Origin of the sequence: Paenarthrobacter sp. R1, from assembly GCF_030264015.1 — a bacterium.
Lineage (GTDB): Bacteria > Actinomycetota > Actinomycetes > Actinomycetales > Micrococcaceae > Arthrobacter > Arthrobacter ureafaciens.
Window position 1 is genome coordinate 4,755,790 of the sequence record NZ_CP127115.1, and the last position, 22,783, is coordinate 4,778,572.

Annotated in this window: 20 protein-coding genes; 8 read left to right on the forward strand and 12 right to left on the reverse strand. The window is 63.1% G+C overall.

Going from position 1 to position 22,783, the window contains the following annotated elements; all coding sequences use genetic code 11:
* The first annotated feature begins 54 nt into the window (after positions 1–54).
* Positions 55–648 (forward strand): DUF3043 domain-containing protein, encoded by a 594-nt coding sequence (locus QN084_RS22530; protein ID WP_021470552.1) that lies wholly within the window; start codon positions 55–57, stop codon positions 646–648.
* A gap of 97 nt (positions 649–745) precedes the next feature.
* Here the strand turns inward: QN084_RS22530 and QN084_RS22535 are convergent, their stop codons facing one another.
* Complete coding sequence (locus tag QN084_RS22535; RefSeq protein ID WP_021470553.1) at positions 746–1,825, reverse strand: quinone-dependent dihydroorotate dehydrogenase; 1,080 nt, start codon at positions 1,823–1,825, stop codon at positions 746–748.
* 66 nt (positions 1,826–1,891) lie between these two features.
* Between QN084_RS22535 and QN084_RS22540 the strand changes: the two genes are divergently transcribed.
* From QN084_RS22540 to QN084_RS22550, 3 genes are read left to right on the forward strand one after another with little or no spacing between them, the layout of a single operon-like run.
* Complete coding sequence (locus QN084_RS22540) at positions 1,892–3,568, forward strand: FAD-binding dehydrogenase (RefSeq protein WP_069694541.1); 1,677 nt, start codon at positions 1,892–1,894, stop codon at positions 3,566–3,568.
* Positions 3,569–3,577: 9 nt separating this feature from the next.
* Positions 3,578–4,594, forward strand: coding sequence for an alpha/beta hydrolase (locus tag QN084_RS22545; RefSeq protein WP_062096904.1), 1,017 nt, complete (start codon positions 3,578–3,580; stop codon positions 4,592–4,594).
* Positions 4,591–5,664, forward strand: a complete 1,074-nt coding sequence (locus tag QN084_RS22550; protein WP_021470556.1) for an alpha/beta hydrolase — start codon at positions 4,591–4,593, stop codon at positions 5,662–5,664. Before QN084_RS22545 ends, QN084_RS22550 begins: the two co-directional genes overlap by 4 nt.
* Before the next feature lie 61 nt (positions 5,665–5,725).
* On the opposite strand, the gene QN084_RS22555 is transcribed toward QN084_RS22550, so the two are convergent.
* The 3 genes from QN084_RS22555 to leuA all read right to left on the reverse strand — a co-directional run bounded on the left by QN084_RS22555 (position 5,726) and on the right by leuA (position 9,130).
* Complete coding sequence (locus QN084_RS22555; protein WP_069694542.1) at positions 5,726–6,547, reverse strand: isoprenyl transferase; 822 nt, start codon at positions 6,545–6,547, stop codon at positions 5,726–5,728.
* A 2-nt stretch (positions 6,548–6,549) separates the two neighbouring features.
* Positions 6,550–7,305, reverse strand: a complete 756-nt coding sequence (gene recO, locus QN084_RS22560) for a DNA repair protein RecO (RefSeq protein ID WP_021470558.1) — start codon at positions 7,303–7,305, stop codon at positions 6,550–6,552.
* 85 nt (positions 7,306–7,390) lie between these two features.
* Positions 7,391–9,130: a 2-isopropylmalate synthase gene (leuA, locus tag QN084_RS22565; protein WP_069694543.1), complete on the reverse strand. Its 1,740-nt coding sequence runs from the start codon at positions 9,128–9,130 to the stop codon at positions 7,391–7,393.
* Positions 9,131–9,382: 252 nt separating this feature from the next.
* Here leuA and QN084_RS22570 point away from each other — a divergent pair, with 252 nt between their 5' ends.
* A complete protein-coding gene (locus QN084_RS22570; RefSeq protein ID WP_031215961.1) occupies positions 9,383–11,335 on the forward strand; it encodes a M13 family metallopeptidase in 1,953 nt (650 codons plus the stop codon).
* Between the two features lie 65 nt (positions 11,336–11,400).
* On the opposite strand, the gene QN084_RS22575 is transcribed toward QN084_RS22570, so the two are convergent.
* The 5 genes from QN084_RS22575 to QN084_RS22595 all read right to left on the reverse strand — a co-directional run bounded on the left by QN084_RS22575 (position 11,401) and on the right by QN084_RS22595 (position 16,890).
* Positions 11,401–12,864 (reverse strand): LCP family protein, encoded by a 1,464-nt coding sequence (locus QN084_RS22575; RefSeq protein WP_021470561.1) that lies wholly within the window; start codon positions 12,862–12,864, stop codon positions 11,401–11,403.
* Between the two features lie 196 nt (positions 12,865–13,060).
* Positions 13,061–14,023, reverse strand: coding sequence for a GTPase Era (era, locus tag QN084_RS22580; protein WP_021470562.1), 963 nt, complete (start codon positions 14,021–14,023; stop codon positions 13,061–13,063).
* Positions 14,007–15,338 (reverse strand): hemolysin family protein, encoded by a 1,332-nt coding sequence (locus QN084_RS22585; RefSeq protein WP_062096907.1) that lies wholly within the window; start codon positions 15,336–15,338, stop codon positions 14,007–14,009. Before QN084_RS22585 ends, era begins: the two co-directional genes overlap by 17 nt.
* On the reverse strand, positions 15,335–15,808 hold the full coding sequence (gene ybeY / locus QN084_RS22590; RefSeq protein WP_021470564.1) for an rRNA maturation RNase YbeY: 474 nt from the start codon (positions 15,806–15,808) through the stop codon (positions 15,335–15,337). The genes QN084_RS22585 and ybeY overlap by 4 nt, the downstream gene beginning before the upstream one ends.
* Complete coding sequence (locus QN084_RS22595; protein WP_021470565.1) at positions 15,805–16,890, reverse strand: PhoH family protein; 1,086 nt, start codon at positions 16,888–16,890, stop codon at positions 15,805–15,807. The genes ybeY and QN084_RS22595 overlap by 4 nt, the downstream gene beginning before the upstream one ends.
* Before the next feature lie 424 nt (positions 16,891–17,314).
* On the opposite strand from QN084_RS22595, the gene QN084_RS22600 reads away from it, so the two are divergent.
* Positions 17,315–18,184: a GerMN domain-containing protein gene (locus tag QN084_RS22600; protein WP_021470566.1), complete on the forward strand. Its 870-nt coding sequence runs from the start codon at positions 17,315–17,317 to the stop codon at positions 18,182–18,184.
* Positions 18,185–18,220: 36 nt separating this feature from the next.
* Here the strand turns inward: QN084_RS22600 and QN084_RS22605 are convergent, their stop codons facing one another.
* From QN084_RS22605 to hrcA, 3 genes are read right to left on the reverse strand one after another with little or no spacing between them, the layout of a single operon-like run.
* Positions 18,221–18,997, reverse strand: coding sequence for a 16S rRNA (uracil(1498)-N(3))-methyltransferase (locus tag QN084_RS22605; RefSeq protein ID WP_069694544.1), 777 nt, complete (start codon positions 18,995–18,997; stop codon positions 18,221–18,223).
* Between the two features lie 2 nt (positions 18,998–18,999).
* Positions 19,000–20,127: a molecular chaperone DnaJ gene (dnaJ, locus tag QN084_RS22610; RefSeq protein ID WP_021470568.1), complete on the reverse strand. Its 1,128-nt coding sequence runs from the start codon at positions 20,125–20,127 to the stop codon at positions 19,000–19,002.
* A gap of 49 nt (positions 20,128–20,176) precedes the next feature.
* Complete coding sequence (gene hrcA, locus QN084_RS22615; RefSeq protein ID WP_062096909.1) at positions 20,177–21,184, reverse strand: heat-inducible transcriptional repressor HrcA; 1,008 nt, start codon at positions 21,182–21,184, stop codon at positions 20,177–20,179.
* Between the two features lie 216 nt (positions 21,185–21,400).
* Between hrcA and QN084_RS22620 the strand changes: the two genes are divergently transcribed.
* Together QN084_RS22620 and QN084_RS22625 are read left to right on the forward strand one after the other, a co-directional pair.
* Positions 21,401–22,252, forward strand: coding sequence for a DUF3097 domain-containing protein (locus tag QN084_RS22620; protein WP_031215963.1), 852 nt, complete (start codon positions 21,401–21,403; stop codon positions 22,250–22,252).
* 115 nt (positions 22,253–22,367) lie between these two features.
* Positions 22,368–22,781: a DUF4870 domain-containing protein gene (locus QN084_RS22625; protein WP_021470571.1), complete on the forward strand. Its 414-nt coding sequence runs from the start codon at positions 22,368–22,370 to the stop codon at positions 22,779–22,781.
* The last annotated feature ends 2 nt before the right edge of the window (positions 22,782–22,783 follow it).

Here is a 22,783-nt window from a genome sequence, read left to right on the forward strand (position 1 = left end):
GGGCCTTGCGGCCAACGTAACCTGCGCCACCTGCCCGCGCTGTATTCTTGAGTGGTGTTCGGACGCAAAAAGGAAGAGCCCAGCGCTCAATCAGTAGTAGACCAGGCCCACGCCGCCTCCACGGAGCCGGTTGTCGGAAAGGGCGCCCCTACGCCCAAGCGGAAAGTCCAGGAGGCCGCCCGCAAGCGCCCTCTGGTACCCACCGACCGCAAGGCTTCCAAGGAAGCCGAGCGTGTGGCGATTCAGGACCAGCGCCAAAAGATGCGCCAGGCATTGGACACCGGCGACGAGAAGTACCTGCCGCTGCGGGACAAGGGACCGCAGAAGCGCTTTGTCCGGGACTACGTCGATGCCCGCTTCACGCTGGGCGAGTACCTGATGTTCGGTGCCCTGCTGTTCGTAGTGGTCTCCCTGGTGGTGCCGACCAACAGTGCGCAGATCACCTATGTCCTGGTGGGCTTCTGGATCATGTTCCTGGCCGTGTTCGTTGACGTCTTTATTCTTTCCCGCCAACTCCGCAAGCGCCTGATGGCCAAGTTCGGCGAGGTGGAGCGTGGCAGTGTCTGGTATGGGTGCATGCGCGCACTCCAGTTCCGCAAACTGCGCCTGCCCAAACCGCAGGTCAAGCGCGGACAGTACCCTTCCTAGCGGACCGCCATTAAGACGTGGCCCCGGACCCTGGCAATCAGCCAATGGTCCGGGGCCTTTTCCTTGCCCTGAATTGCTTGCCCAGAAGCCGCCGGTCTTAGTGGGAGGCCCGCTTGCGGAGCTTTGCGAGATCCCTGTTGATACGGGCAGCCCAGAACGGTCCTTCGTAGAGGAAAGCTGTGTAACCCTGGACCAGCGTCGCTCCGGCGTCAAGACGTTCCTGCACGTCGTTTGCCGTCTGCACGCCGCCGACGGCAATGAGGACAATCTGGTCCCCCACCGCCTTTTTCAAGCGCCGCAAGACCTGAAGGGACCGCTGCTTCAGGGGGGCTCCGGATAGACCGCCGGCGCCAAGTGCCGCGACCTTTTCCGGATCACTGACCAGGCCTTCCCGCCCGATGGTGGTGTTGGTGGCGATGATGCCGTCAAGCTTGAGGTCAAGCGCCAGCCGTGCGACGTCGTCGATGTCTTCATCACTGAGGTCGGGAGCGATCTTGACCAACAGCGGAACGTGCCTGCCGGCGGCCTCGTCCGCGGCATCGCCGACGGCCCTGAGCAAAGGACGAAGGGTCTCCACGTTCTGGAGCAACCGCAGGCCCGGAGTATTGGGCGAGCTGACATTGACCACCAGGTAATCCGCGGCTGGTGCGAGGCTGCGTGCGCTGATCAAGTAGTCCTCGGTAGCGTCGTCCAGTTCCACCACCTTGGTCTTGCCGATGTTGACCCCGATCACCGGCCGGACGCCTGCGTGTACCCGCTGCAGGGCTGCCCGCGCGGACTTGAGCCTGGGGGCCACGGCGGCGGCACCGTCGTTGTTGAAGCCCATCCGGTTGATGACCGCTTTGTCCTCAATCAAACGGAATAGCCGCGGCTTCTCGTTTCCCGGCTGCGCCTGCCCCGTGATGGTGCCCACCTCGATGTGTCCGAACCCAAGCTCGGCGAGAGCCTCAATGCCATGGCCCTCTTTGTCGAAACCTGCAGCGAGGCCGAAGGGCGAGGGAAACGTCAGACCCAGCGCCTGAGTGCGGAGGGAGGGATCCGGAGCAGTCAGCTTGGCCAGGATCCGCCCTGCTCCGGTACGGTGCGCCGTCCGGATGGCAGTGAAGCCGATCTTGTGTGCTTTCTCGGCATCCATCCAGGAGAAGGCGAGCTTGAAGAAGGTGGGGTAAACACGCATGTTCCTAGTTTTCCGGTTTCCGCACTGCTCGCCAAACCCATGACCTGCCGGGGCTAGCATGTAGCCATGCCGGTACAGGGAAGCAGCGCACACCAGAATGGGCGGTTCACCGCTGACGTGGTGGTGGTCGGCGCCGGCCTTTCGGGGCTCGTGGCCGCCGCTACCGCCTATGCCGCAGGTAAACGGGTGGCAATTTTCGACCAGGAGCCGGCCGCTTCGCTGGGCGGCCAGGCACCCTGGTCCTTTGGCGGACTCTTCATGGTCGACACGCCGGAACAACGCCGCCTCGGCGTACGGGACAGTACCGAACTCGCCCTCGGCGACTGGATGGCGTCAGCCGCCTTCGACCGGACCGAAGATGCCATGGCCCGTCAGTGGGCAGCCGCCTATGTGGACTTCGCCTCCGGTGAAAAACGCTCATGGCTCCGGAGCCTGGGCGTCGGCTTCTTTCCGCTCGTTCAGTGGGCTGAACGTGGCGGGTACGGGCCACAAGGGCATGGAAACTCCGTTCCGAGGTTCCATGTCGCGTGGGGTACCGGGCCCGCCGTCGTCGAGCCTTTCGCGGCCAAGGTGCGTGAAGGCGTGGGAAAGGGCAGGGTGTCACTTAACTTCCGGCATCGGGCTACGGCCCTCCTGACGTCGTCGGGCAGCGTCACCGGAGTCTGCGGTGACGTTTTGGAACCTACGACGGCGGTCCGCGGCCAGCGTTCGACGCGTACCGTCGTCGGGCACTTCGAGGCCGAGGCGGGCGCGACCGTGGTGACCACCGGGGGCATAGGCGGCAATCACGAGGCCGTCCGCCGGCAGTGGCCGGGCACCCCGCCGAGGGAAATGCTCAGTGGCGTGCCTGCCTCCGTTGACGGGGAGTTCCTGGATGTCGTACAGCGCGTTGGCGCTTCGCTGATCAACGGCGACCGGATGTGGCACTACCCCGAAGGCATTCACAACTACGATCCCGTCTGGCCAAAGCATGGCATCCGCATCCTTCCCGGTCCTTCATCCCTATGGTTGGACGCCCGCGGAAGGCAACTGCCCGCTCCGCTGTTCCCGGGTTTCGATTCCCAAGGGGCATTACGGCATATCGTGTCCACGGGACACGGGTACTCGTGGTTCGTCTTGAACCGGACCATCGCGCTCAAGGAGCTGGCTCTCTCAGGCTCGGAGCAAAACCCCGACCTGACGGGCAAGGACGTCAGGCTGCTGCTGACCCGCTTGAAGCCCCGGGGCGATACGCCTATTGAGCGCTTCCTTGAGCGCGGTGCAGACTTTGTCCAGGCCGCGTCCGTAGCTGAATTGGCTGGACGGATGAACGACTTGGCGGGCTCCGGACTCATCAATGCCGACTCTCTTGGCCGGATTGTGCTGGCAAGGGACCGGCAGGTGGAAAGCGGCCTGGGCAAAGACCCGCAGCTGGCCGCCATTCACGCCGCCCGCAGATTCTCCGTGGACAGGCTCATGAGGGTGACTCCCCCACACCGCCTGGCGGACCCCGCGCACGGTCCGCTCATTGCCGTCCGCCTCTCGGTCGTTACCCGAAAGAGCCTCGGCGGACTCCAAACGGATCTTCGCTCACGGGTGCTCAATGACGGGGGCCAGGCGATCGACGGTCTTTACGCAGCAGGCGAAGCCGCCGGCTTCGGCGGAGGCGGAATACATGGTTACCGCGCCTTGGAAGGAACGTTCCTCGGCGGCTGCCTGTTCAGCGGCCGGGCTGCCGCGCGGGACGCAGCCCTGAATGTCTAAGCTGAAGCCATGGAATGGGCTACAGACATCCTCGGCGCGGACTTCCAGTCCTGCACCATAGAAACATCCGGAGCCGACGGCACCATGCGTCGCGCCACCGTAGTTCGATACCGCCCGGACTCCCTCGCGGCAGGAACCGGGAAACCGCGCACCGTGCACGGCGCAGTGCTCTTCCTGCACGGCTGGAGCGACTACTTCTTCAACAAGGACCTCGCCAGGTTCTGGGCCCGCATGGGTTACGAGTTCTACGCGCTCGACATGCACAATCACGGACGCAACCTGGACGAAGCAACCACCGGCGGCTATGTCGCCGACCTTGCGGACTATGATGCCGAGATCACCATGGCCTTGGACATCATCAAGGCGGACCACACCGGCTCGGAACAGCCCGGCATTGCCCTCATGGGCCACTCCACCGGGGGCCTCGTCGCTGCCCTCTGGGCCAGCCGCCACCCCGGCAGCGTCCAGTATCTGATCCTGAACAGCCCTTGGCTGGAAATGCACGGGAACAGGTTTGGACGGCGGGCCGCCCAGGCCATGGTGACTCCATTGGCCCGGTTCCGCCCCGAGATGGTCCTCAGGCTTCCCGAACGGGGCTTCTACTTCCGGAGTATCAGCATTACCGCTGAAGGAGAGTGGCCGCTGGACGAACGGTACCGGCCACCGTTTGCGTTCCCTGTCCGGGCCGGTTGGCTGCGGGCAGTCCTCGCCGGTCATGCGAAGGTTGACCGCGGGTTGGAACTGGACATTCCCGTGTTGGTGCTGACATCGGCTGCCAGCGCGAACGGCATGGTCTGGCAGGAGTCCATGCGCCGTTCGGACGCAGTGCTCGATGTGGACGTCATTGCGGCGAGGGTCATGGCGCTGGGCCGAAGCGTGACCTTGGAAAGGGTGGAAGGCGGGCTGCACGACGTGTTCCTTTCTGCCCCCAAAGTACGGGAAGACGCCTACGCCAGGCTGGCACGCTGGATCCACGGTTACATGGAAACCGGCCCGTTGGGAACTCAGGAGAAGGGAGACACATGACTACCACGGGGGAAGCTGTTGCGACGTGGCAGCCGGACTTTTTGGGCTACGGATACGAACGCCTCGATCTTCCTTTGACGCCGGACGAGGAGGGCGAGGTCAAAGCCACGCTCGTCCGGCATCATCCTGCGCCCGCTTCCCCGGCCCCGCACGGCCTCCTGGACTATTTGTCCGCATTCGCCAAGCGTCGCCGCCGCCACGTTCCTGCCGACCCGTCCGGAGCACCACGGGCCGTTCTTTATCTGCACGGCTGGGCGGACTATTTCCTGCAGACTGAGCTCGCCGAGTACCTCACAGCTTCCGGCTTCCACTTCTATGCAGTGGACCTCCGCAAGTTCGGGCGCAGCCTACTACCCGGGCAGACTCCTGGATACACAGCTGACCTTGCCGTCTACGACGAAGACCTGGACGTTGCGTTGGCCGCCATTGAACGCGACATAGCCGAGCGCACCGGAGACACGGCGCCACCAACCATCCATGTGTTGGCCCACAGCCTGGGCGGCCTCATAGCTTCCCTGTGGGCGGACCGTAATCCCGGACGGATCGGCACATTGGTACTGAACTCCCCGTGGCTGGAACTGCAGGGCAGCAGCCTGGTCCGCAGCGTGGCCGTGCATCTCATCGAGCCTTTTGCACGCACTGACCCCAAGCGCCCCTTCCGGTTTCCGGACATGCCAGCCTATTGGGAAAGTGTCAGCAGCGAAGCCCATGGTGAGTGGTCACTCGATCCCGTGTGGCGGCCACGAACGTCATTCCCCATCCGCGCCGGCTGGACCAAGGCAGTCCTGGCGGGCCACAGCGCTGTTGAACGCAAACTCAACATCGACTCACCCGTCCTGGTGCTGCTGTCCGGGCGAACCAGGATCCAGGCCGAATGGACAGCAGACCTCATGCGGGCAGACGCGGTGATCGATGTTGAAGAGACGGCCAGACGCGCGTTGGGGCTGGGCCGTCGAACCGCGGTCTTCCGGTACCCGGGTGCGTTGCATGACGTGTTCCTCTCCCGCAGGAGCGTGCGGGAACAGGCCTACCGGGACGTAGCGGTGTGGCTTCAGTCCTACCCCTACTAAGGCCCGACGGCGTTAGGGCCCGACGGCGACATGAGGACTCCGCGGAAGAAGCACGCCTGCGCTATTTAGCCCCAGGTGCCGCGTCCACCGCTCCCCCGTAGCGCCGGTCGCGCTTGGCATAGATTTCGACGGCGTCCCACAGCGTGCGCCGGTCAACATCGGGCCAAAGGGTATCCAAGAAAACAAACTCGGCATAAGCGGACTGCCACAAGAGGAAGTTCGAAAGGCGCTGCTCACCTGAGCTGCGCAGGAAGAGGTCCACATCCGGGAGATCGGGTTCATCCAAGTACTTCTGGATGGTCCGCTCATTCACGGATCCCGGCTTGAGCACGCCGGACGCAACATCGTGTGCGATGGCCGAGACGGCGTCCGCGATTTCCGCGCGGCCACCGTAATTAACACACATGGTCAACGTGCAGGTGTCGTTGGCGCGAGTGTACTCCTCGGCCTCTTCAAGCTCCCGGATCACCGAGCCCCACAGCTTGGGCCGGCGACCCGCCCAGCGGATCCGCACACCCCATTCGTCCAGTTGGTTCCGCTGCCGGCGCAGCACGTCCTTGTTAAAACCCATGAGGAAGCGAACTTCCTCCGGTGACCTCCGCCAGTTCTCCGTCGAAAAAGCGTAGACACTCACATACTTGATTCCGAGCTCGATGGCTCCGGCCATGACATCCAACAGGGCCGGCTCGCCGGCTTTGTGTCCTTCGATGCGGGGCAGGCCCCGCTGGTTGGCCCACCGGCCGTTGCCGTCCATGACGATCGCCACGTGCTGTGGGGTGAGTTCCCGGGGGATATCGGGAGGGAGCGCGCCGGAAGGATGCTTGTACGGGGGAACCACAGGCGCGGTCCGTGCTGCAATCCTGCTTTTCTTTCCAAGTGCCACTGTCAGCTTCGCTCCACGTGTTTGAGGGATTTAACGGCACGCTCCAGATGCCATTGCAGGTAACTGGCCACCAACCCGGCGGCCTCCCGGCGATGCCGCAGATCCGATTCATCGGCAACAGCCCAGTCTCCGGTCAGGAGGGCCGCCAGCAACACCACAGTCTCCGGTGCCGGCGCCGGCGAACCCGGCGGACGACAGTCTCCGCACACCATGCCGCCCAAAGGTGCTGAGAAAGCCGTGTGCGGGCCGGGCCTGCCGCAGCGGGAGCAATCGGTAAAGCTCGGCGCCCATCCGCCCGTGGCCAGGGCCCGCAAAAGGTATGAATCCAGGATCAATTCCGGCGGATGATCCGATCGGCTCAACGCCGCCAGGGCGCCCACCAGTAGGTTGTATTGGGCCGTGCCGGACTCAGCGTCGGCGTCGGTCAGCTTTTCCGCGGTCTCCGTCATGGCTGCTGCCACGGTAAAGCGGCTGTAGTCGGCGGCAATACTGCTTCCGTAAGCGCCCTTCGCCACTGCCTGTGTCACGATGTCCAGGGTCCGGCCGGAGACCAGTTGCAGGTCTGCCACCATGAACGGTTCCAAGCGTGCGCCGAACCGGCTGCTTGTCCTGCGGACGCCCTTGGCAACGGCACGGACTTGTCCGTGGTGTTTGGTCAGCAAGGTGATGATGCGATCAGCCTCACCGAGCTTATGGGTGCGGAGCACCACGGCATCGTCCCGGTAGGAACGGGCTGCGAACGAGGACTGATTGGCCACACCCTATCTTCGCACCGACACGGCTGCGGGGAGACCACCGGGCCGTGCAGCGGATATATTTCCCATCACTGCACGGCCCCGGAGCCTAGGCCTGGGCGTCCCGGACGGCCCTGTTGACTGCCGAAATCAAGGCCTTCAGGGATGACGTGGTGGTGCTGGGATCGATACCGACGCCCCACAGCACCCGATCCCCCACGGCGCATTCAACATAAGCCGCGGCACTGGCGCTGCCGCCCTCGGACAGTGCGTGTTCGCTGTAGTCCAGGACGCGCACGTCAACGCCGTCCTGGTGCAGGATGTCCAGCAAGGCCGCGATCGGACCGTTGCCGTGCCCGGTGCGGCGGACCTCGGCGCCTTCGATGCGGAGGTTAGCAGTCATGGTCATGGCGCCGGACTCGTCTGTCTCCGTGCTGACGCTGCCCAGGGAATAACGGCCCCACTGTGCCTGCTCCTCTTCCGAGGGCAGGTATTCGTCCTGGAAAATCTGCCAGAGCTGGGCTCCGCTGACTTCTCCGCCCACAGCATCCGTCCGGCGTTGGATGACGCCGGAGAATTCGATCTGTGCCCGGCGCGGCAGGTCGAGGTTGTGCTCATTTTTCAGCAGGTAGGCCACGCCTCCCTTGCCCGACTGGGAGTTGACCCTGATGACGGCTTCGTAGCTGCGGCCCAGGTCCTTGGGATCGATGGGCAGGTACGGTACCTGCCATGTGAAGTCACTGACGGGCACACCGGCTGCCGCGGCGTCCTTCTCCAGCGCCTCGAAGCCCTTCTTGATGGCGTCCTGGTGCGACCCGGAGAAGGCCGTGAACACGAGGTCTCCGCCGTAGGGAGAACGCTCCGGCACGGGCAGCTGGTTGCAGTACTCCACCGTCCGGCGGACCTCATCGATGTCCGAGAAATCGATCATGGGATCGACTCCCTGGACGAACATGTTCAGGCCCAGGGTCACCAGGTCCACGTTGCCGGTCCGCTCACCGTTGCCAAACAGGCAACCCTCAATCCGGTCTGCTCCGGCCAGGTAACCGAGTTCCGCCGCAGCTACGCCGGTGCCGCGGTCGTTGTGCGGGTGCAGGGAGATAATGATGCCTTCGCGCGGGTGGAGGTTCCTGTCCATCCATTCAATGGAGTCCGCGTAGACGTTGGGGGTGGCCATCTCCACCGTCGCGGGCAGGTTAATGATGACCTCCTTGTCGGAGGATGCCTCAAAGACATCGGCGACGGCGTTGCACACACGCGCGGCGTACTCGAGTTCGGTTCCGGTGAAGGACTCCGGCGAATACTCGTAAGTGATGTGGGTATCGGTGAGGGTTTCCTCATACTTCTTGCACAACCGCGCGCCCTGGAGGGCGATGTCCAGGATTCCGTCCTCATCCTGGTTGAAGACCACCCTGCGCTGCAGGACCGACGTCGAGTTGTAGAGGTGGACGATCGCTTGCTTTGCGCCTACCAAAGACTCATACGTGCGTTCGATCAGGTGTTCGCGTGCCTGGGTCAGGACCTGGATGGTGACGTCATCCGGGATATGGCCGCCCTCGATCAGCTGACGGACAAAATCGAAGTCTGTCTGCGAAGCTGACGGGAAACCGACCTCGATCTCCTTGAAGCCCATCTTCACCAGCAGCTGGAACATCTTCAGCTTGCGTGCGGGGCTCATGGGATCGATCAGCGCCTGGTTGCCGTCACGGAGGTCTACTGCACACCAACGCGGGGCCTTGGTGATGACCTTGTCCGGCCACGTGCGGTCGGGAACCTCAACCTTGATTTGGTCCTGGAACGGAATGTAGCGGTGGACGGGCATTCCGGACGGCTTTTGTGCATTACGCATGACGTGTGGCCTTTTCTTTCTGTAAGAACTAAGTGAAAGCTTAGCCGGGCACAACGAAACTCCGCGGCGAGGATGGCCCAGCTTTCAGTTAGCTTTCAGGCCTCGCCGCGGCAGCTAAGAAGAAGCATTTCCGCACGCACATGATCACAGTAACACGGTGCGTATGATGACATTGCAACACCCAATGCAACGTCCACTATGCAGACGCTGCGCGGTGCAACGCCGGCAGCAGCGTCCCTTCAAGGAGCCACAGTGCCACAGTCGGGGATCACTCTTTCCAACATCGACCGCAACGTCCGGCCTCAGGACGACCTCTACCAGTTCGTCAACGGAGCCTGGCTGAACAGCACTGCCATTCCGGACGACCGGCCCTTGGAAGGTACTTTCACGTCCTTGCGCGATGAAGCCGAGTTGGCAGTCAAAGCAATTATCGAGGAAGCCGCGGCCAAAGGCGCCGGGGCTAGCGGCGTTGAACAAAAAATCGGCGGGCTCTACGCCAGCTTCATGGACGAAGCGGCAGCCGAAGCCAAAGGACTTGACCCTCTCAGGGACCGGCTCGAAGAAGTGCGTGGAGTTACATCAGTGCAGGAGTTGATGCGGCTCATCGGACGCTTGTTCCGCGCTGACGTCTCCGGACTGTTCGGGATCTATCCGGCACCCGACGCCGGCAACCCGGAGCGGATCCTGCTCTACATCGCCCAAGGCGGACTCGGGCTCCCCGACGAATCGTATTACCGCGAAGAAAAGTTCGCTCCGATCGTCAGCGCCTACAACGCCTACATCGCCAAGCTCTTCGGTTTGGCGGGCATTCCGGACGCCGGCGCTGCTGCGGACCGGATCGTGGCGCTGGAAAAGGCCATCGCATCCCACCACTGGGACAACGTCACGTTGCGCGATCCCCGGAAGACCTACAACTTGAAAACCGCCGAAGAAGCTGCGGGCCTGCTGCCGCTGCTGGATGACTGGTTCGAAGCTGCCCGCATCGACGCGGCCAAGCGCAGCGAAATCGTAGTCAGCACCCCGGACTTCTTCACCGGCGCTGCGGCTTTGTTGGAGTCCGAAGACCTCAGCACGTGGAAGGAATGGTTGACGCTGCGTGTGCTTTCCTCCGCAGCGCCCTACCTTTCAGCAGACTTCGTTGACACCAACTTCGACTTCTACGGGACAACGTTGAGCGGTACGCCCCAAAACAAGGAGCGCTGGAAGCGCGGCGTGGCCGTCGTGGAAGCCGCGCTCGGCGAGGCTGTAGGCCAGATCTACGTGGAGCGCCACTTCCCGGCGGGCCACAAAGCGCGGATGCAGACCCTCGTAGCAAACCTCATCGAGGCCTACCGGCAAAGCATCACCTCGTTGGAGTGGATGGGTGAGGCTACCAAGGCTGAAGCCCTCAAGAAGCTGGATGCTTTCCGTCCCAAGATCGGTTTTCCGGAAAAGTGGATCGACTACTCTTCGGTCGAGATCGATCCCAACGACCTCCTCGGCAACGTGGAGCGTGCGCATGACGCCGACGTCGAGCGGCACCTTGACGAGGTGGGCAAGCCCGTCGACTTGGACAAGTGGCTCATGACCCCCCAGACCGTCAACGCCTATTACCACCCCATGCTGAACGAGATCGTCTTCCCGGCAGCCATCCTGCAGCCTCCGTTCTTCAACGCCGAGGCCGACGATGCCGTCAACTACGGCGGCATCGGCGCCGTCATCGGTCACGAAATAGGCCATGGTTTCGACGACCAGGGCTCTCAGTTCGACGGCAGCGGGGCGCTGCGCAACTGGTGGACCGAAGAGGACCGCGCAGCATTCGAGACCCGCACGGCCAAGCTCGTGGCGCAGTACGACGCACTCTCCCCCTATGCCGCGCCCGGCCACACAGTGAACGGCAAGCTGACCCTCGGCGAGAACATCGGCGACCTTGGAGGTCTGACGATCGCGTACAAGGCATATCAGCTGAGCCTTGACGGGGCGGAGCCGGAGGTCATCGATGGCTTCACAGGCCAGCAGCGGTTCTTTATGTCCTGGGCAGCGGGCTGGCGCCAGGTCATCAGGGCCGAAGAAGCGATCCGCAGGCTCGCCACGGACCCCCACTCCCCCAACGAATTCCGTACCAACGCCATTGCCCGTAACCTCGACGCTTTCCACGAGGCATTCGCAGTGACGGAACAGGACAGGATGTGGATGGACCCGGCCGAGCGTGTCAGCATCTGGTAAGGACGTCCAACAAAATCGGCCGGGCCCTCGTGGGCCCGGCCGATTTTGTTGACGAAAGAATTTGCCTATTGGGTGATGTACAGCGGGTTGACCTGCTGGCAGACCGCATCGCTGGCCGTCTGGTTGACGACGTCGTCGGGGACCGAGGCCGCACCGTAGGCGGTTCCCGTGCCAAAGTCCGTACCGATGTACAGCTGGACTCCGGTCACGCCCGGCGCCTGTTGGACCTGCGTGGCCGGGATCCCGAACAAAGTAGCGACATCGGTGGCGACATCAGCGAATTCGGGACCGTAATAGACCACGGTCTGATCAACGGGGTTGGCCAAGTAGGAGACGGACTGGGCAAAACCGTTGCTGGTCAGGACTCCGAGGATCTCCTGCGCCCTTGTGCCGATCCCGCTGCCGTTGGCGACGGCTACGGGCTGGAGCGCCTTATCGTACGCGGGTGGGGCAGGAGGTGCACTGGTGGGAGCGGCCGTCGGGTCACCGGGCGCAGGCGTGGCGGTGGCCCCTGGATTCGTCAGGTCCAGATCGGCGCGCAGCGCTGCAAACAGCTGCGACGCCTGCGGCTCCACCAATTCAAGCCTGTTCGGATCGATGGCAGCGGCCTGAGTGGGCACCGAAACGAAAGCCACCTTGGAAACGTCGATGTCCTTGAGCCTCCCGCCGATGGTCAGGAGGGTAGGCACGGATGCCAGACCCTCATCAACGGTCAGGTTCTGCGTCACAACGTCCGCAATCTGGAGAAGGCGCTGGGGGTTGCCAAGGGTTCCCTCGTCCTTCAACTTTCGGGTCAGGGAGGAAAGGAACGCCTGCTGGCCCTTGATACGGCCCAGGTCTCCACCGTCTCCAAAAGCGTGGCGGGTACGGAGGAATGCCAGCGCCTGCTCGCCCTCCACCTGGGAATTTCCCTTGGCCAGCCGCAGGCCGGAGTCGGGGTCGAAGACCGGATCGCTGACGCAGACATCCACCCCGCCGATTGCCTTGGAAAGTTCCTTCACGGCATTGAAATCCGCCATCATGAAGTGGTCCACGGTGAGGCCCGTGAGTTTGTTGATGGTGTCCACTGCGCAGCCGATGCCGGCTTCGGCCATGGCCTCATTGATCATGACGCCACTGCGCGCCGGGAACGTCTGGTTGGTGGTGCGATCAGTGCATTGCGGCACGTCCACCAGCAGGTCGCGGGGGAAACTCATGACGCTGACCCGCTTATTGTCGGCCGAAATGTCCAGCAGCATCATCACGTCGGAGTGGCCGTACCCTGTTGAGTCCTCGGATGAGCCGTATTGGGAGTTCTTGCCATCGCGGGTATCCGAGCCGAGGATCAGGATCTGCAGCCGGTCCGATTTGTCGTTGACCACGGCCTCACCGGTGTCCCGGGAATCCCCTGCGCTCAAGGGCGCTTTGGTGATGTTGTTCTGCAACCGGATGAACCAGAAAGCGGCGAAGGCAACTCCGGCGACGAGGGCCACTGAGACGACACCCGTGACAATCTTCAGCCACAGCGGCAGCCCTTTGGGCGCGTTCATGTGGCGGGGAGTCCCTTCGGGGTCTCCCCCGTGACGCGCCTCACCGGGTGCAGCGGTGCCGGTGCCCTGGGGCCGGGCTTCACGACGTCGCACTATTCGGTTACCTTTCCTCAAACGCTCGAATTCCCGCAATCATAATGGCCGATTCTGGGAAGTTCCTTATCCTGCCTTCGGCCACGCCGACGCGGGCACAGGCTCAGAAGCCAAGCTTCACCAGCTGTTTCGGATCACGCTGCCAGTCCTTGGCCACCTTGACGTGCAGATCGAGGTAGATCCTGGTGCCCAGCAAGGTTTCGATCCCCTTGCGCGCATTGGTTCCGACCTCCCGCAGGCGGCTGCCGCCCTTGCCGATGATGATGGCCTTCTGGGACGGCCTTTCCACGTAAAGATTGACCCTGACATCGAGGAGGGGGTTCTCTTCGGTCCGCCCTTCGCGGGGAACGATCTCTTCCACCACCACTGCCAGTGAGTGGGGTAGTTCATCCCGGACCCCCTCCAGCGCGGCCTCGCGGATAAGTTCGGCGATCATGACCGCTTCAGGTTCGTCCGTGAGTTCGCCGTCCGGGTACAACGGAGGCGACGGCGGCATGTGGCTGATCAGGACGTCGGCAACAGTGGTGACCTGGAAACCGTCAGCTGCGGATACGGGAACGATGTCCGCCCAGCCCTGCTCTCCCAGCACCTCGCGGCCGAGTGCATCGACCGCCATCAGCTGCTCAGTGAGGGCCTTGCGGTCCACGAGGTCGGTCTTGGTGACGATCGCGACGATCGGTTTACGTCCGACGGCGGCCAGTTGCGCGGCGATGTATTTGTCACCGGGGCCGATTTTCTCGTTGGCGGGGAGGCAGAACCCGATCGCGTCCACCTCGGCGAGGGTGTCGGCCACGAGCTCGTTGAGGCGTTTGCCGAGCAGGGTCCTGGGGCGGTGCAGTCCCGGGGTGTCCACGAGGATCAACTGTGCGTCTTCCCGGTGGACGATACCGCGGATGGTGTGGCGCGTCGTCTGTGGTTTGGCGGAGGTGATCGCGACCTTCTGCCCCACCAAGGCGTTCGTCAGGGTTGATTTGCCTGCGTTGGGCCTGCCAACAAGGACGGAAAATCCTGCGTGGAAGCCGCCGAAGGCATCCTCGGCGTCGCGGTTCTTACTTTGCTTGCTCACGTGGAACTCCCTGTTGCGTTGTATCTGATTCGTCAAGAAGGTCTTCAAGGTCAGTTTCTTCTTTTGGCATCGCCGCCGCAATGATGTGGCTTACCCGGTTTCGCCGACCCTCAAGCCTATCGGCGCGCAGCGAGACGCCGTCCACTTCCACGGAACTACCCACAATAGGGACTTGCCCGAGGGCCTTGGCCAGCAGGCCGCCCACCGTATCGACTTCGTCATCGTCAAGGTCGATGTCGAACAGTTCGCCAAGATCGTCAATGCTCATCCGGGCGCTCACACGGTATGTTCCATCGCCCAGGTCAACCGCCTCTTCCGCGGCTGCATCGTACTCGTCCACGATTTCCCCGACGATTTCTTCAATGAGGTCCTCCAGGGTGACAAGACCGGCCGTCCCTCCGTACTCGTCTATGACGATCGCGACGTGCGTCGATTCTTTCTGCAGCTCCTTGAGCAGGTCGCTGACAAGCTTGGACTCGGGAACGTAGCGGACCTCCCGGGACAAGGAGTCGACGTCGTGCGGCTGCAGTCCGGGCTCCCGCCGGTGCAGTGCGGCCGCCACGTCCTTGAGGTAGAGGATCCCCTTGATCTGGTCCGTGTTCTCGCCGATAACCGGGATACGGGAGTACCCGGACCGCAGGAACAGGGCCATTGCTTCTTCCAGGCTGGAACCCGTGGTGATGCTGACGATGTCCGTTCTGGGAACCATGACGGAACGCACCAAAGTGTCACCGAATTCGAAGACCGACTGAATCAGTTCAGCCTCATTGTCTTCGATCATGTCCGACTCGGCAGCACGGTCAACAAACTCACGGAACTCTTCCTCGCTGACGAACGCGTCATCGCCTGCGGGCGCCCCGGGAGCAACGGCACTTCCCAAGGACACCAGCCAGGCGGGAACGGGACCGAGCACCCAGCAGAGAAACCGAATGAGCGGAGCAGTGAAGCGGACGACCGGACCCGACTGCGCCCGGCCCAGTTGCCGTGGCGAAACACCCACCAGCACAAAGCCGATGACAGCCATGATGCCGGTGGCTGCCAGCCCGGCAAGCCACACGTTGTCCAACAGGCTGTGAAGCACGACGGCGACTGCAACCGCGGCTGCCATCTCGAACCAGACGCGCCAAAAACGGAGCGCCCGCATATGGGCAACAGGATTCTTCAGAATGCTCGCCAGGGCTTTGCCCTTGCTGCGGAGCACCGATTGTTCAGCTTCGTGCCTGGGCAGGAAGTTGAAGGCAGCCTCCGCTGCAGTCAGCAGGGCGACGAAACTGAGAAAAACCAGCGCCATGCCAACCAGGATGAGCGAGGTCACTGCATGGTCTCCATGGGGGCATCCTTGCCCAGGAATTCAGACAGCAGTTCACGCTGCAAGCCGAACATCTCTTCTTTTTCCTCGGGCTCGGCGTGGTCGAAGCCCAGCAGGTGGAGGATGCCGTGCGTCGTGAGCAGCAACATCTCATCCTGGGTGGCGTGGCCTGCGTTGCGGGCCTGCACTTCGGCCACCTGCGGGCAGATGGCGATATCCCCGAGCATGCCCTGCGGCGTGGGCTTGTCCGGAGTCCCCGGCGTCAGCTCATCCATCGGAACCGAGAGGACATCGGTTGCTCCGGGCTCGTCCATGAGTTCGATGTGCAGCTTTTCCATGGCAGCTTCATCCACCAAAAGGATGGACAGTTCGGCCTGCGGGTGGATATACAGGCGTTCGAAGATGAACCGGGACAGTGTTACCAGCTGTTCCTCGTCCACCTCCACGCCGGACTCGTTGTTGACTTCAATGCTCATTTGCGTTCTCCACGTTTGTGTTGTGCGCCGGCCGCTGCTGCGGGCCGGTGGGCGTCATCCCACTTGCTGTACGCGGAAACGATGTCTGCCACAAGGCGGTGCCGGACGACGTCGCCGGCCTCAAGGATCGAGAAATTGACGTCGTCGATCCCCGTGAGGATTTCCCGGACAATGCGCAGGCCGGAGGTGGCACCGAACGGCAAATCGATCTGGGTCACATCGCCGGTGACAACCATCTTCGAGCCGAACCCAAGCCTGGTGAGGAACATCTTCATCTGCTCGGGCGTGGTGTTTTGTGCCTCGTCCAAAATGATGAAGGCATCGTTCAGGGTGCGGCCACGCATGTAGGCGAGCGGGGCAACTTCAATGGTCCCTGCCGCCATGAGCCGCGGAATCGATTCAGGGTCCATCATGTCGTGCAAAGCGTCATACAACGGCCGAAGATAGGGATCGATCTTGTCGCTCAGGGTTCCGGGCAGGAAGCCGAGCCGCTCCCCCGCTTCCACCGCCGGCCGGGTCAGGATGATCCTGCTGACTTCCTTGTTCTGGAGCGCTTGCACGGCTTTCGCCATTGCCAGGTACGTCTTGCCGGTACCCGCCGGACCGATGCCGAAGATCACCGTGTTCCCGTCGATGGCGTCAACATAGTTCTTCTGGTTCAGGGTCTTGGGCCGGATGGTCCTGCCCCTGCTGGAAAGGATGTTGTGCGTCAGCACGTCCACGGGGTTCTGCACGGACTGGGACCGCAAGAGGGAAACCAGCTGCTGCAGCACGTCCGGAGTGACCACTGTTCCCTTGGCCACCAGCCCCCGGACTTCCTCCAGGAGCCGCATGATCCGCGGAATGACAGTCGAAGGCCCGGACATGGACAGCTCGTTGCCACGAACGTGGAAATTGACGTCGGGAAACTGATCCTCGATGTAGCGCAAGGCCTCATCATGGCTGCCCAGCGAGTGAATCATTTGATCGGAGTTGTCGAACGTGACGATTTCCGTGCGCGTGCCCGGTAGCGTGTGCGGGAACTCGGTGGCCGCGGCGTTTCCGTTTCCGGTCCGCAACCGCCCATTCAGGGATTCACTCATAGTGCTGGCCGTACGGCCTGATCTCCTCCGGTTGGTTCAGTCATTATCCATATGTCCGTGGTGCGCCCATCCTCACGGATGCCCGCCTGCGGGAATGCCTCCAATCCTACGCCAGCAGACCGCAGCCCGGCCCCTTTCCGTGGGGGCTTTCACAGCATCGAATCAAGGCCGTTACGAATTTGTCTCAACTCGGCATCGGGCCGATATCAATCCTGTTGCAGTTGCCCCGGTACCCCCAAAAGCCGGCAGGACGCCGTCGTACATGTGCCAAGCTGGCAAAGCAGGAAGAAACAGGAACAACACTGTACGCACTACCGGCCGCCCGGAAACGTCGGCCGCGAGGCAAGGAACCCCCATCACCAAGCCGGCAAACAACCAGCAAGGCGCGCAGCGGCGGAGAAAATCCGCAGTAGCGGCGCCTGCGATGCTTGCTGTCCTATTGCTGACGGGCTGCATAGCCAACGGCGGCAACACACCGGCCACCTCGGGACCTCCCATCAGCGTCCAGGACGCTCCCGCGAGCAATGCCCCCCTTGAGACAACCCAGGCTTCGACTAAAATTCCCGTCTATTGGATCGGGCGCAGCAAGGACAACGTCTACCTGTACCGAGAGTTCAGGGACATCTCCGGCGATGAGAACCCGGTGACCACGGCGCTTCGGATCATGATGGCGCAGAAGCCCTTGGACCACGACTTCTTCACGCCATGGCAGGACCCCGGGAGCCTGGCCACTTCCATCTCCGGCAAGAACGTCATCACAGTGGACATCTCCCGGGATGCGTTCAACGCCAACCTCGACGCCGGGATGGCCCAAAGAGCCGTACAGCAGCTGGTCTACACGGCGTCGGCGGCGGCGTCCTCCTCGGGCCTGATCAACTCGGGCCAGCAGATCCAGGTAGTCATCCTGGTGGACGGGCACACGGACTTCATGGCGTTCGGGCAGGTGAAGCTGGGCCAGCCCATGGCACGTGATGCCTCACTGGTGGCGCCGCTGTGGATCATCGATCCTCAGGAAGATGCCTCGGTGCCCGCGGGTGCGGTGAAGTTCAACGGGCGCAGCACCGACAGTTCAAAGCCCGTGAACTGGCAGATCCTCCAGGACAACGGCTCCGGAACGCGGACCAGCAAGCTTACCGGCCAGGCGAAGCCAACCGGAGATCCCGGACAATACGGGGTTTTCTCCTTCGGGGCCACGCTGAAGCCCGGCAAGTATGAACTCCGGGTTGTTCAGGTGGATGAATCCGGCCGCGCAGACGAGACCACCCTGGACACCCGCCTCTTCAAGGTCGAGTAAGCCCTGGCCCGGGCGGTTGGGCCGGTCCGCCGTCTGCTAACGCCAGCGGCCCAGAATATCGCTCAACAGAACGACGGCGGCCGGTCCGGCCGTTGACGATCGCAACACGTGGTGCCCCAAAAGCGCCGTCACCGCGCCGGCATCACTGAGCCTGGTCACCTCACGGGGAGCCATCCCACCCTCTGGACCGACGATCAGGAGGACTTCCCTCGCGGCGTCCGGGCCGCTGTTCGAGAGGAACCCGGCCTCCTCAATCACCGAACGCAGGGAGTTCTTGGCGTCCTCGTGGAGGATCACCGCCAAATCCGCCGCGGCGGCCGCTTTGGCCAACGCTGTAGTGTCCACCAGGTCCCTGACTTCAGGAATCCAGGCCCGGCGTGCTTGTTTCGCTGCTGCAGTCACCACGGACTGCCACTTCGCGTGCGCTTTCGCGGCGCGATCGCCCTTCCACCGCACAATGGAGCGCTCCGCCTGCCAGGGGATCACAGCATCAATGCCGAGCTCGGTAGCCGTTTCGATGGCGAGTTCGTCGCGGTCTCCTTTGGCAAGCGCCTGCACGAGCACCAACCGGACAGCGGGACGTTCCTCAAAGGCTACTTCTTCCGCAACCACGGACAGCAAGCCTTGCCCTGCCTCGGAGACCCTACCCGTCAGCCTGGCACCTTCACCGTCGGAAATATCCACCGGTTCGCCCGCGGACAGACGCTTCACTGTCACGGCGTGCCGCGCCTCCGGGCCCTCCAGGACAAAGACGGAACCAGGCACCAATCCGCCAAGGCTGCCGGCGGGGGCGAAGAATACGGGGTTGCTCACCGCTACAGGTTACCGAGCTTGTCCCGCAGCTTGGCGAACATCCCGCCGCTGGCAACGAGCTTCCCGTCCGTGAACTGTTCTCCGCGGAGTTTGGCGAGTTGACGGAGCAGGTCTTCCTGGGCGGCGTCCAGCTTGGTTGGCGTCTCCACGTGCAGGTGCACTTTGAGGTCGCCGCGGCCGTAACCGCGAAGATGCGTCACGCCGAGCCCGCGCAGGGTGATGATCTCGCCGGACTGCGTACCGGCCTTCACATCGATCTCCTGCGGACCGTCGAAGGTCTCCAGGGTCAACTCCGTGCCTAGTGCGGCTGCAGTCATGGGAACACTTAGCGTGGCGTGGAGATCGTCCCCTTCGCGGATATAGGTGGAATCGCTGTTGACGCGGATCTCCACGTACAGGTCGCCTGCCGGACCACCGGCGGGGCCTGCCTCGCCCTGGCCGGACAGCTGGATACGGGTCCCCGTGGCCACACCGGCGGGCACTTTGATGGTGAGGGACCGGCGGCTGCGGATCCTGCCCTGGCCGCTGCACTCGTTGCAGGGATCCTTGATGATGGTGCCGAATCCTTCACAGGATCCGCAGGGCGCGGTGGTCATGACCTGACCCAGAATGGAGCGCACAGCGCGCTGGACCTGGCCACTGCCGCCACAAATGTCACAGCGTTCCGGGTGGGTACCCGGACGGCAGCAGCTGCCGTCACAGGTGGGGCACACAACAGCGGTGTCCACTTCGAGCTTCTTGTTGACGCCGAACACGGCGTCCTTGAGATCAATGCGCACGCTGATGAGGGCGTCCTGGCCACGGCGCACGCGGGACGCGGGCCCTCCGTGACCCCCGCCCCCGCCAAAGAAGGTGTCGAAAATGTCCTGGAAGGCAAAGCCTTGCCCGGAATAGCCGCCGCCGAAGCCGTTGTCCGTTCCGTTTTCATTGCCCGTGGCGTCGTACACCCTGCGTTTTTGCGGGTCTGACAGGACTTCGTAAGCGTGGGTCACGGCCTTGAAGCGTTCGGCGACATCCTCCCCCGGATTTACATCCGGGTGGAGCTTGCGCGCCAACTTGCGGTACGCCTTTTTGATCTCTTCCCCGGTGGCTTCCGGCGAGACTCCCAAAACGTCATAGTGGCTGCTCAAAGTCGGTATCTCTTCCTTGTTGTACTGCGGTCTTTGGTGACGGCCGGTTTCAGCCGCCGAGAATTCGGGAAAGGTAGCGCGCTACGGCGCGGACTGCCGCCATGGTGGTGGGGTAGTCCATACGGGTGGGACCGAGGACTCCAACCTTGGCGCCGGAACCGTAACCGGTAGCCACCACGGAGGCCTCGGCCAACCCGTCGTAGGGATTTTCCCGGCCGATGCTCACTGTCACGCCGCGCGGATCATCCCCCATGTCCGACAACAACCGGAGCATGACAACTTGTTCCTCAAGGGCCTCCAGCACCGGCCCTATGCTCAGGGGGAAGTCCACGTTGGAACGGGCGAGGTTGGCCGTGCCGGCCATCAGGATCCGCTCTTCCTTACTGGTATCGCTGAGGGCCTGGAGTCCGTTGGCCAGCATCTGGGCCAGTCCCCGCAGCTCCGGCGGGCACAGCGCCACCACGGACGGCAAGACCTGCGGAAGGAGGTCCATCTGCGTGCCGGCGATGCTGCCCAGGAACCGTGAACGCAGCGCCATGAGGGCCTCGTTGGCAACGTCGGCACCGGCATCGATGACCTTCTGCCCAACGCTTCCAGTGTCGGCAATCAGCACCACGAGCACTTGCTTTGGCCCGAGGAGGACGAACTCAACATGGCGCACCACGGCGCGCTTGGAGTGCGGATACTGCACGACGGCTACCTGGTTGGTCAGCTGCGACAGGAGCCTCACGGTCCGCTCAAGGATGTCGTCCATATCATCCGGCCCCTCAAGCAGGGAGTGGATGGCACGACGCTCAGCGGCCGACAAGGGCTTTACCTGGGAGATCCGGTCGACGAACAGGCGGTAGCCCTTGTCCGTCGGAATACGGCCGGCGCTGGTGTGTGGCGCTGCGATCAGCCCCTCTTCTTCAAGCACCGCCATGTCGTTGCGGATGGTCGCACTGGATACGCCCAGGTGGTGGCGTTCTACCAGGGCCTTGGAACCAACAGGCTCCCGCGAATGTACGTAGTCCTCAACAATGGCACGCAGCACTTCGAGTTTGCGTGGCTCACTCATTCCAACACCTCCTGACAGACCATCCGGCCCATGCACTGATGCACGAGGGACCTTCAGCTGACCCTTTTGCTTAGCACTCGACATGCCCAAGTGCTAACAAGTCTAGTATGAGCCACCGCGTTGCTAGCATTGAAACCGCCCGCGCAGACATCCATGGCAGGCCTGGCGGCGACTGCGGCCCGGCAGCCGTCCAAGCCCGAAGAGGTAGGTCATTCCTTGGCTTATGACACCTGGGGTCCACAGGACCTGACCGCTCCTGCCCAACAGCGGCTCCCGGAGGTACCCGTGCAGCGCGGGATGGTGCTGGAGGATGCCCAATCCGGTTGGGTGGGTGCGGTCACCCGCGTGGAAAAGTCCGGCGGGATGCACATCGTGGCCCTCGAAGACCGGCGCGGAAAAACCAAGTCCTTCCAGCTGGGCTTCGGCTTCCTGCTGGAAGGTCAGCCCATCCGGCTCCTGCCTCCCGCGCCCAAGGCGCCTGCCACTGCAGCCTCCCCCACCCGGACAGCTTCGGGTTCCGTGCGCGTCAGTGGCCAACGGGCCCAGGTGGCCAAAGCGAGCCGCATCTGGGTGGAGGGCAAGCACGATGCGGAACTCGTGGAAAAAGTATGGGGTGACGACCTCCGCGTGGAGGGCATCGTCGTCGAGCCCCTGCACGGGGTGGATGACCTCAAAGCCGCGATAGCAGCCTTCAACCCCGGCCCGGGGCGCAAACTGGGAATCCTCGTGGACCACCTCGTAGCCGGCTCCAAGGAATCGCGGATCGCCGCCGAAGCGATGACCTTGCCGGGCGCTGCCCGTAACGTCCTGATCGTGGGACACCCCTACGTGGATGTCTGGCAGGCGATCCGGCCCAAGGTCCTTGGCATCGCCCAATGGCCCGATGTTCCCCGCGGTACGGACTGGAAGACGGGGATCCTGCGCGCTTTTGGCTGGCCGCACGAGACTGCGGAGGACATCGGAATCGGCTGGCAGCGCCTTTTGGGCGCGGTCCGCACCTACGCCGACCTTGAAGCCTCCCTCCTGGGCCGCGTCGAGGAAGTCATCGACTTCCTCACTGCGCCCTGACTCCAGCGCCCGGGCGTCCGACGGCGGCGGGCGGCGGGTTGGTCCCGGAACAGCCCCGGACCCTATATTCTGGGACAGCAACACCGCAGCATTTTTTATAGCAAAGGGAACCAACGTGTCAGAGAACGCCCCAGAAGAACCGGGCAGGGCCGCAGGTCAGCCCCAGTACCATGGCGCGCCTGCAAACGCACTCCCTCTCACAGCCAGCGAGGACCGCCAGTGGGCAACCCTGGCGCACTTCGGTGGAATCCTCGGGTGCCTGCCCTCGCTGCTGATTTACTTGATTTTCCGCGACAGGGGTCCCTTTACAGCGCAGGAATCCAAGGAAGCGCTCAACTTCACGCTGCCGCCCACCATTGCAGCGGCCGTAGCGAACATCCTCGTACTGCTACCGGTTGTAGGGAACATCTTTGCCGTCATCGCCACGGCAATCTGGGTGGCACTCACGTGCTTCTCCGTCTCCGCCGGCATCCGCGTGAACCACGGCCAGCCGCACCGCTACCGCTTCAACCTTCGCTGGATCAAGTAGCG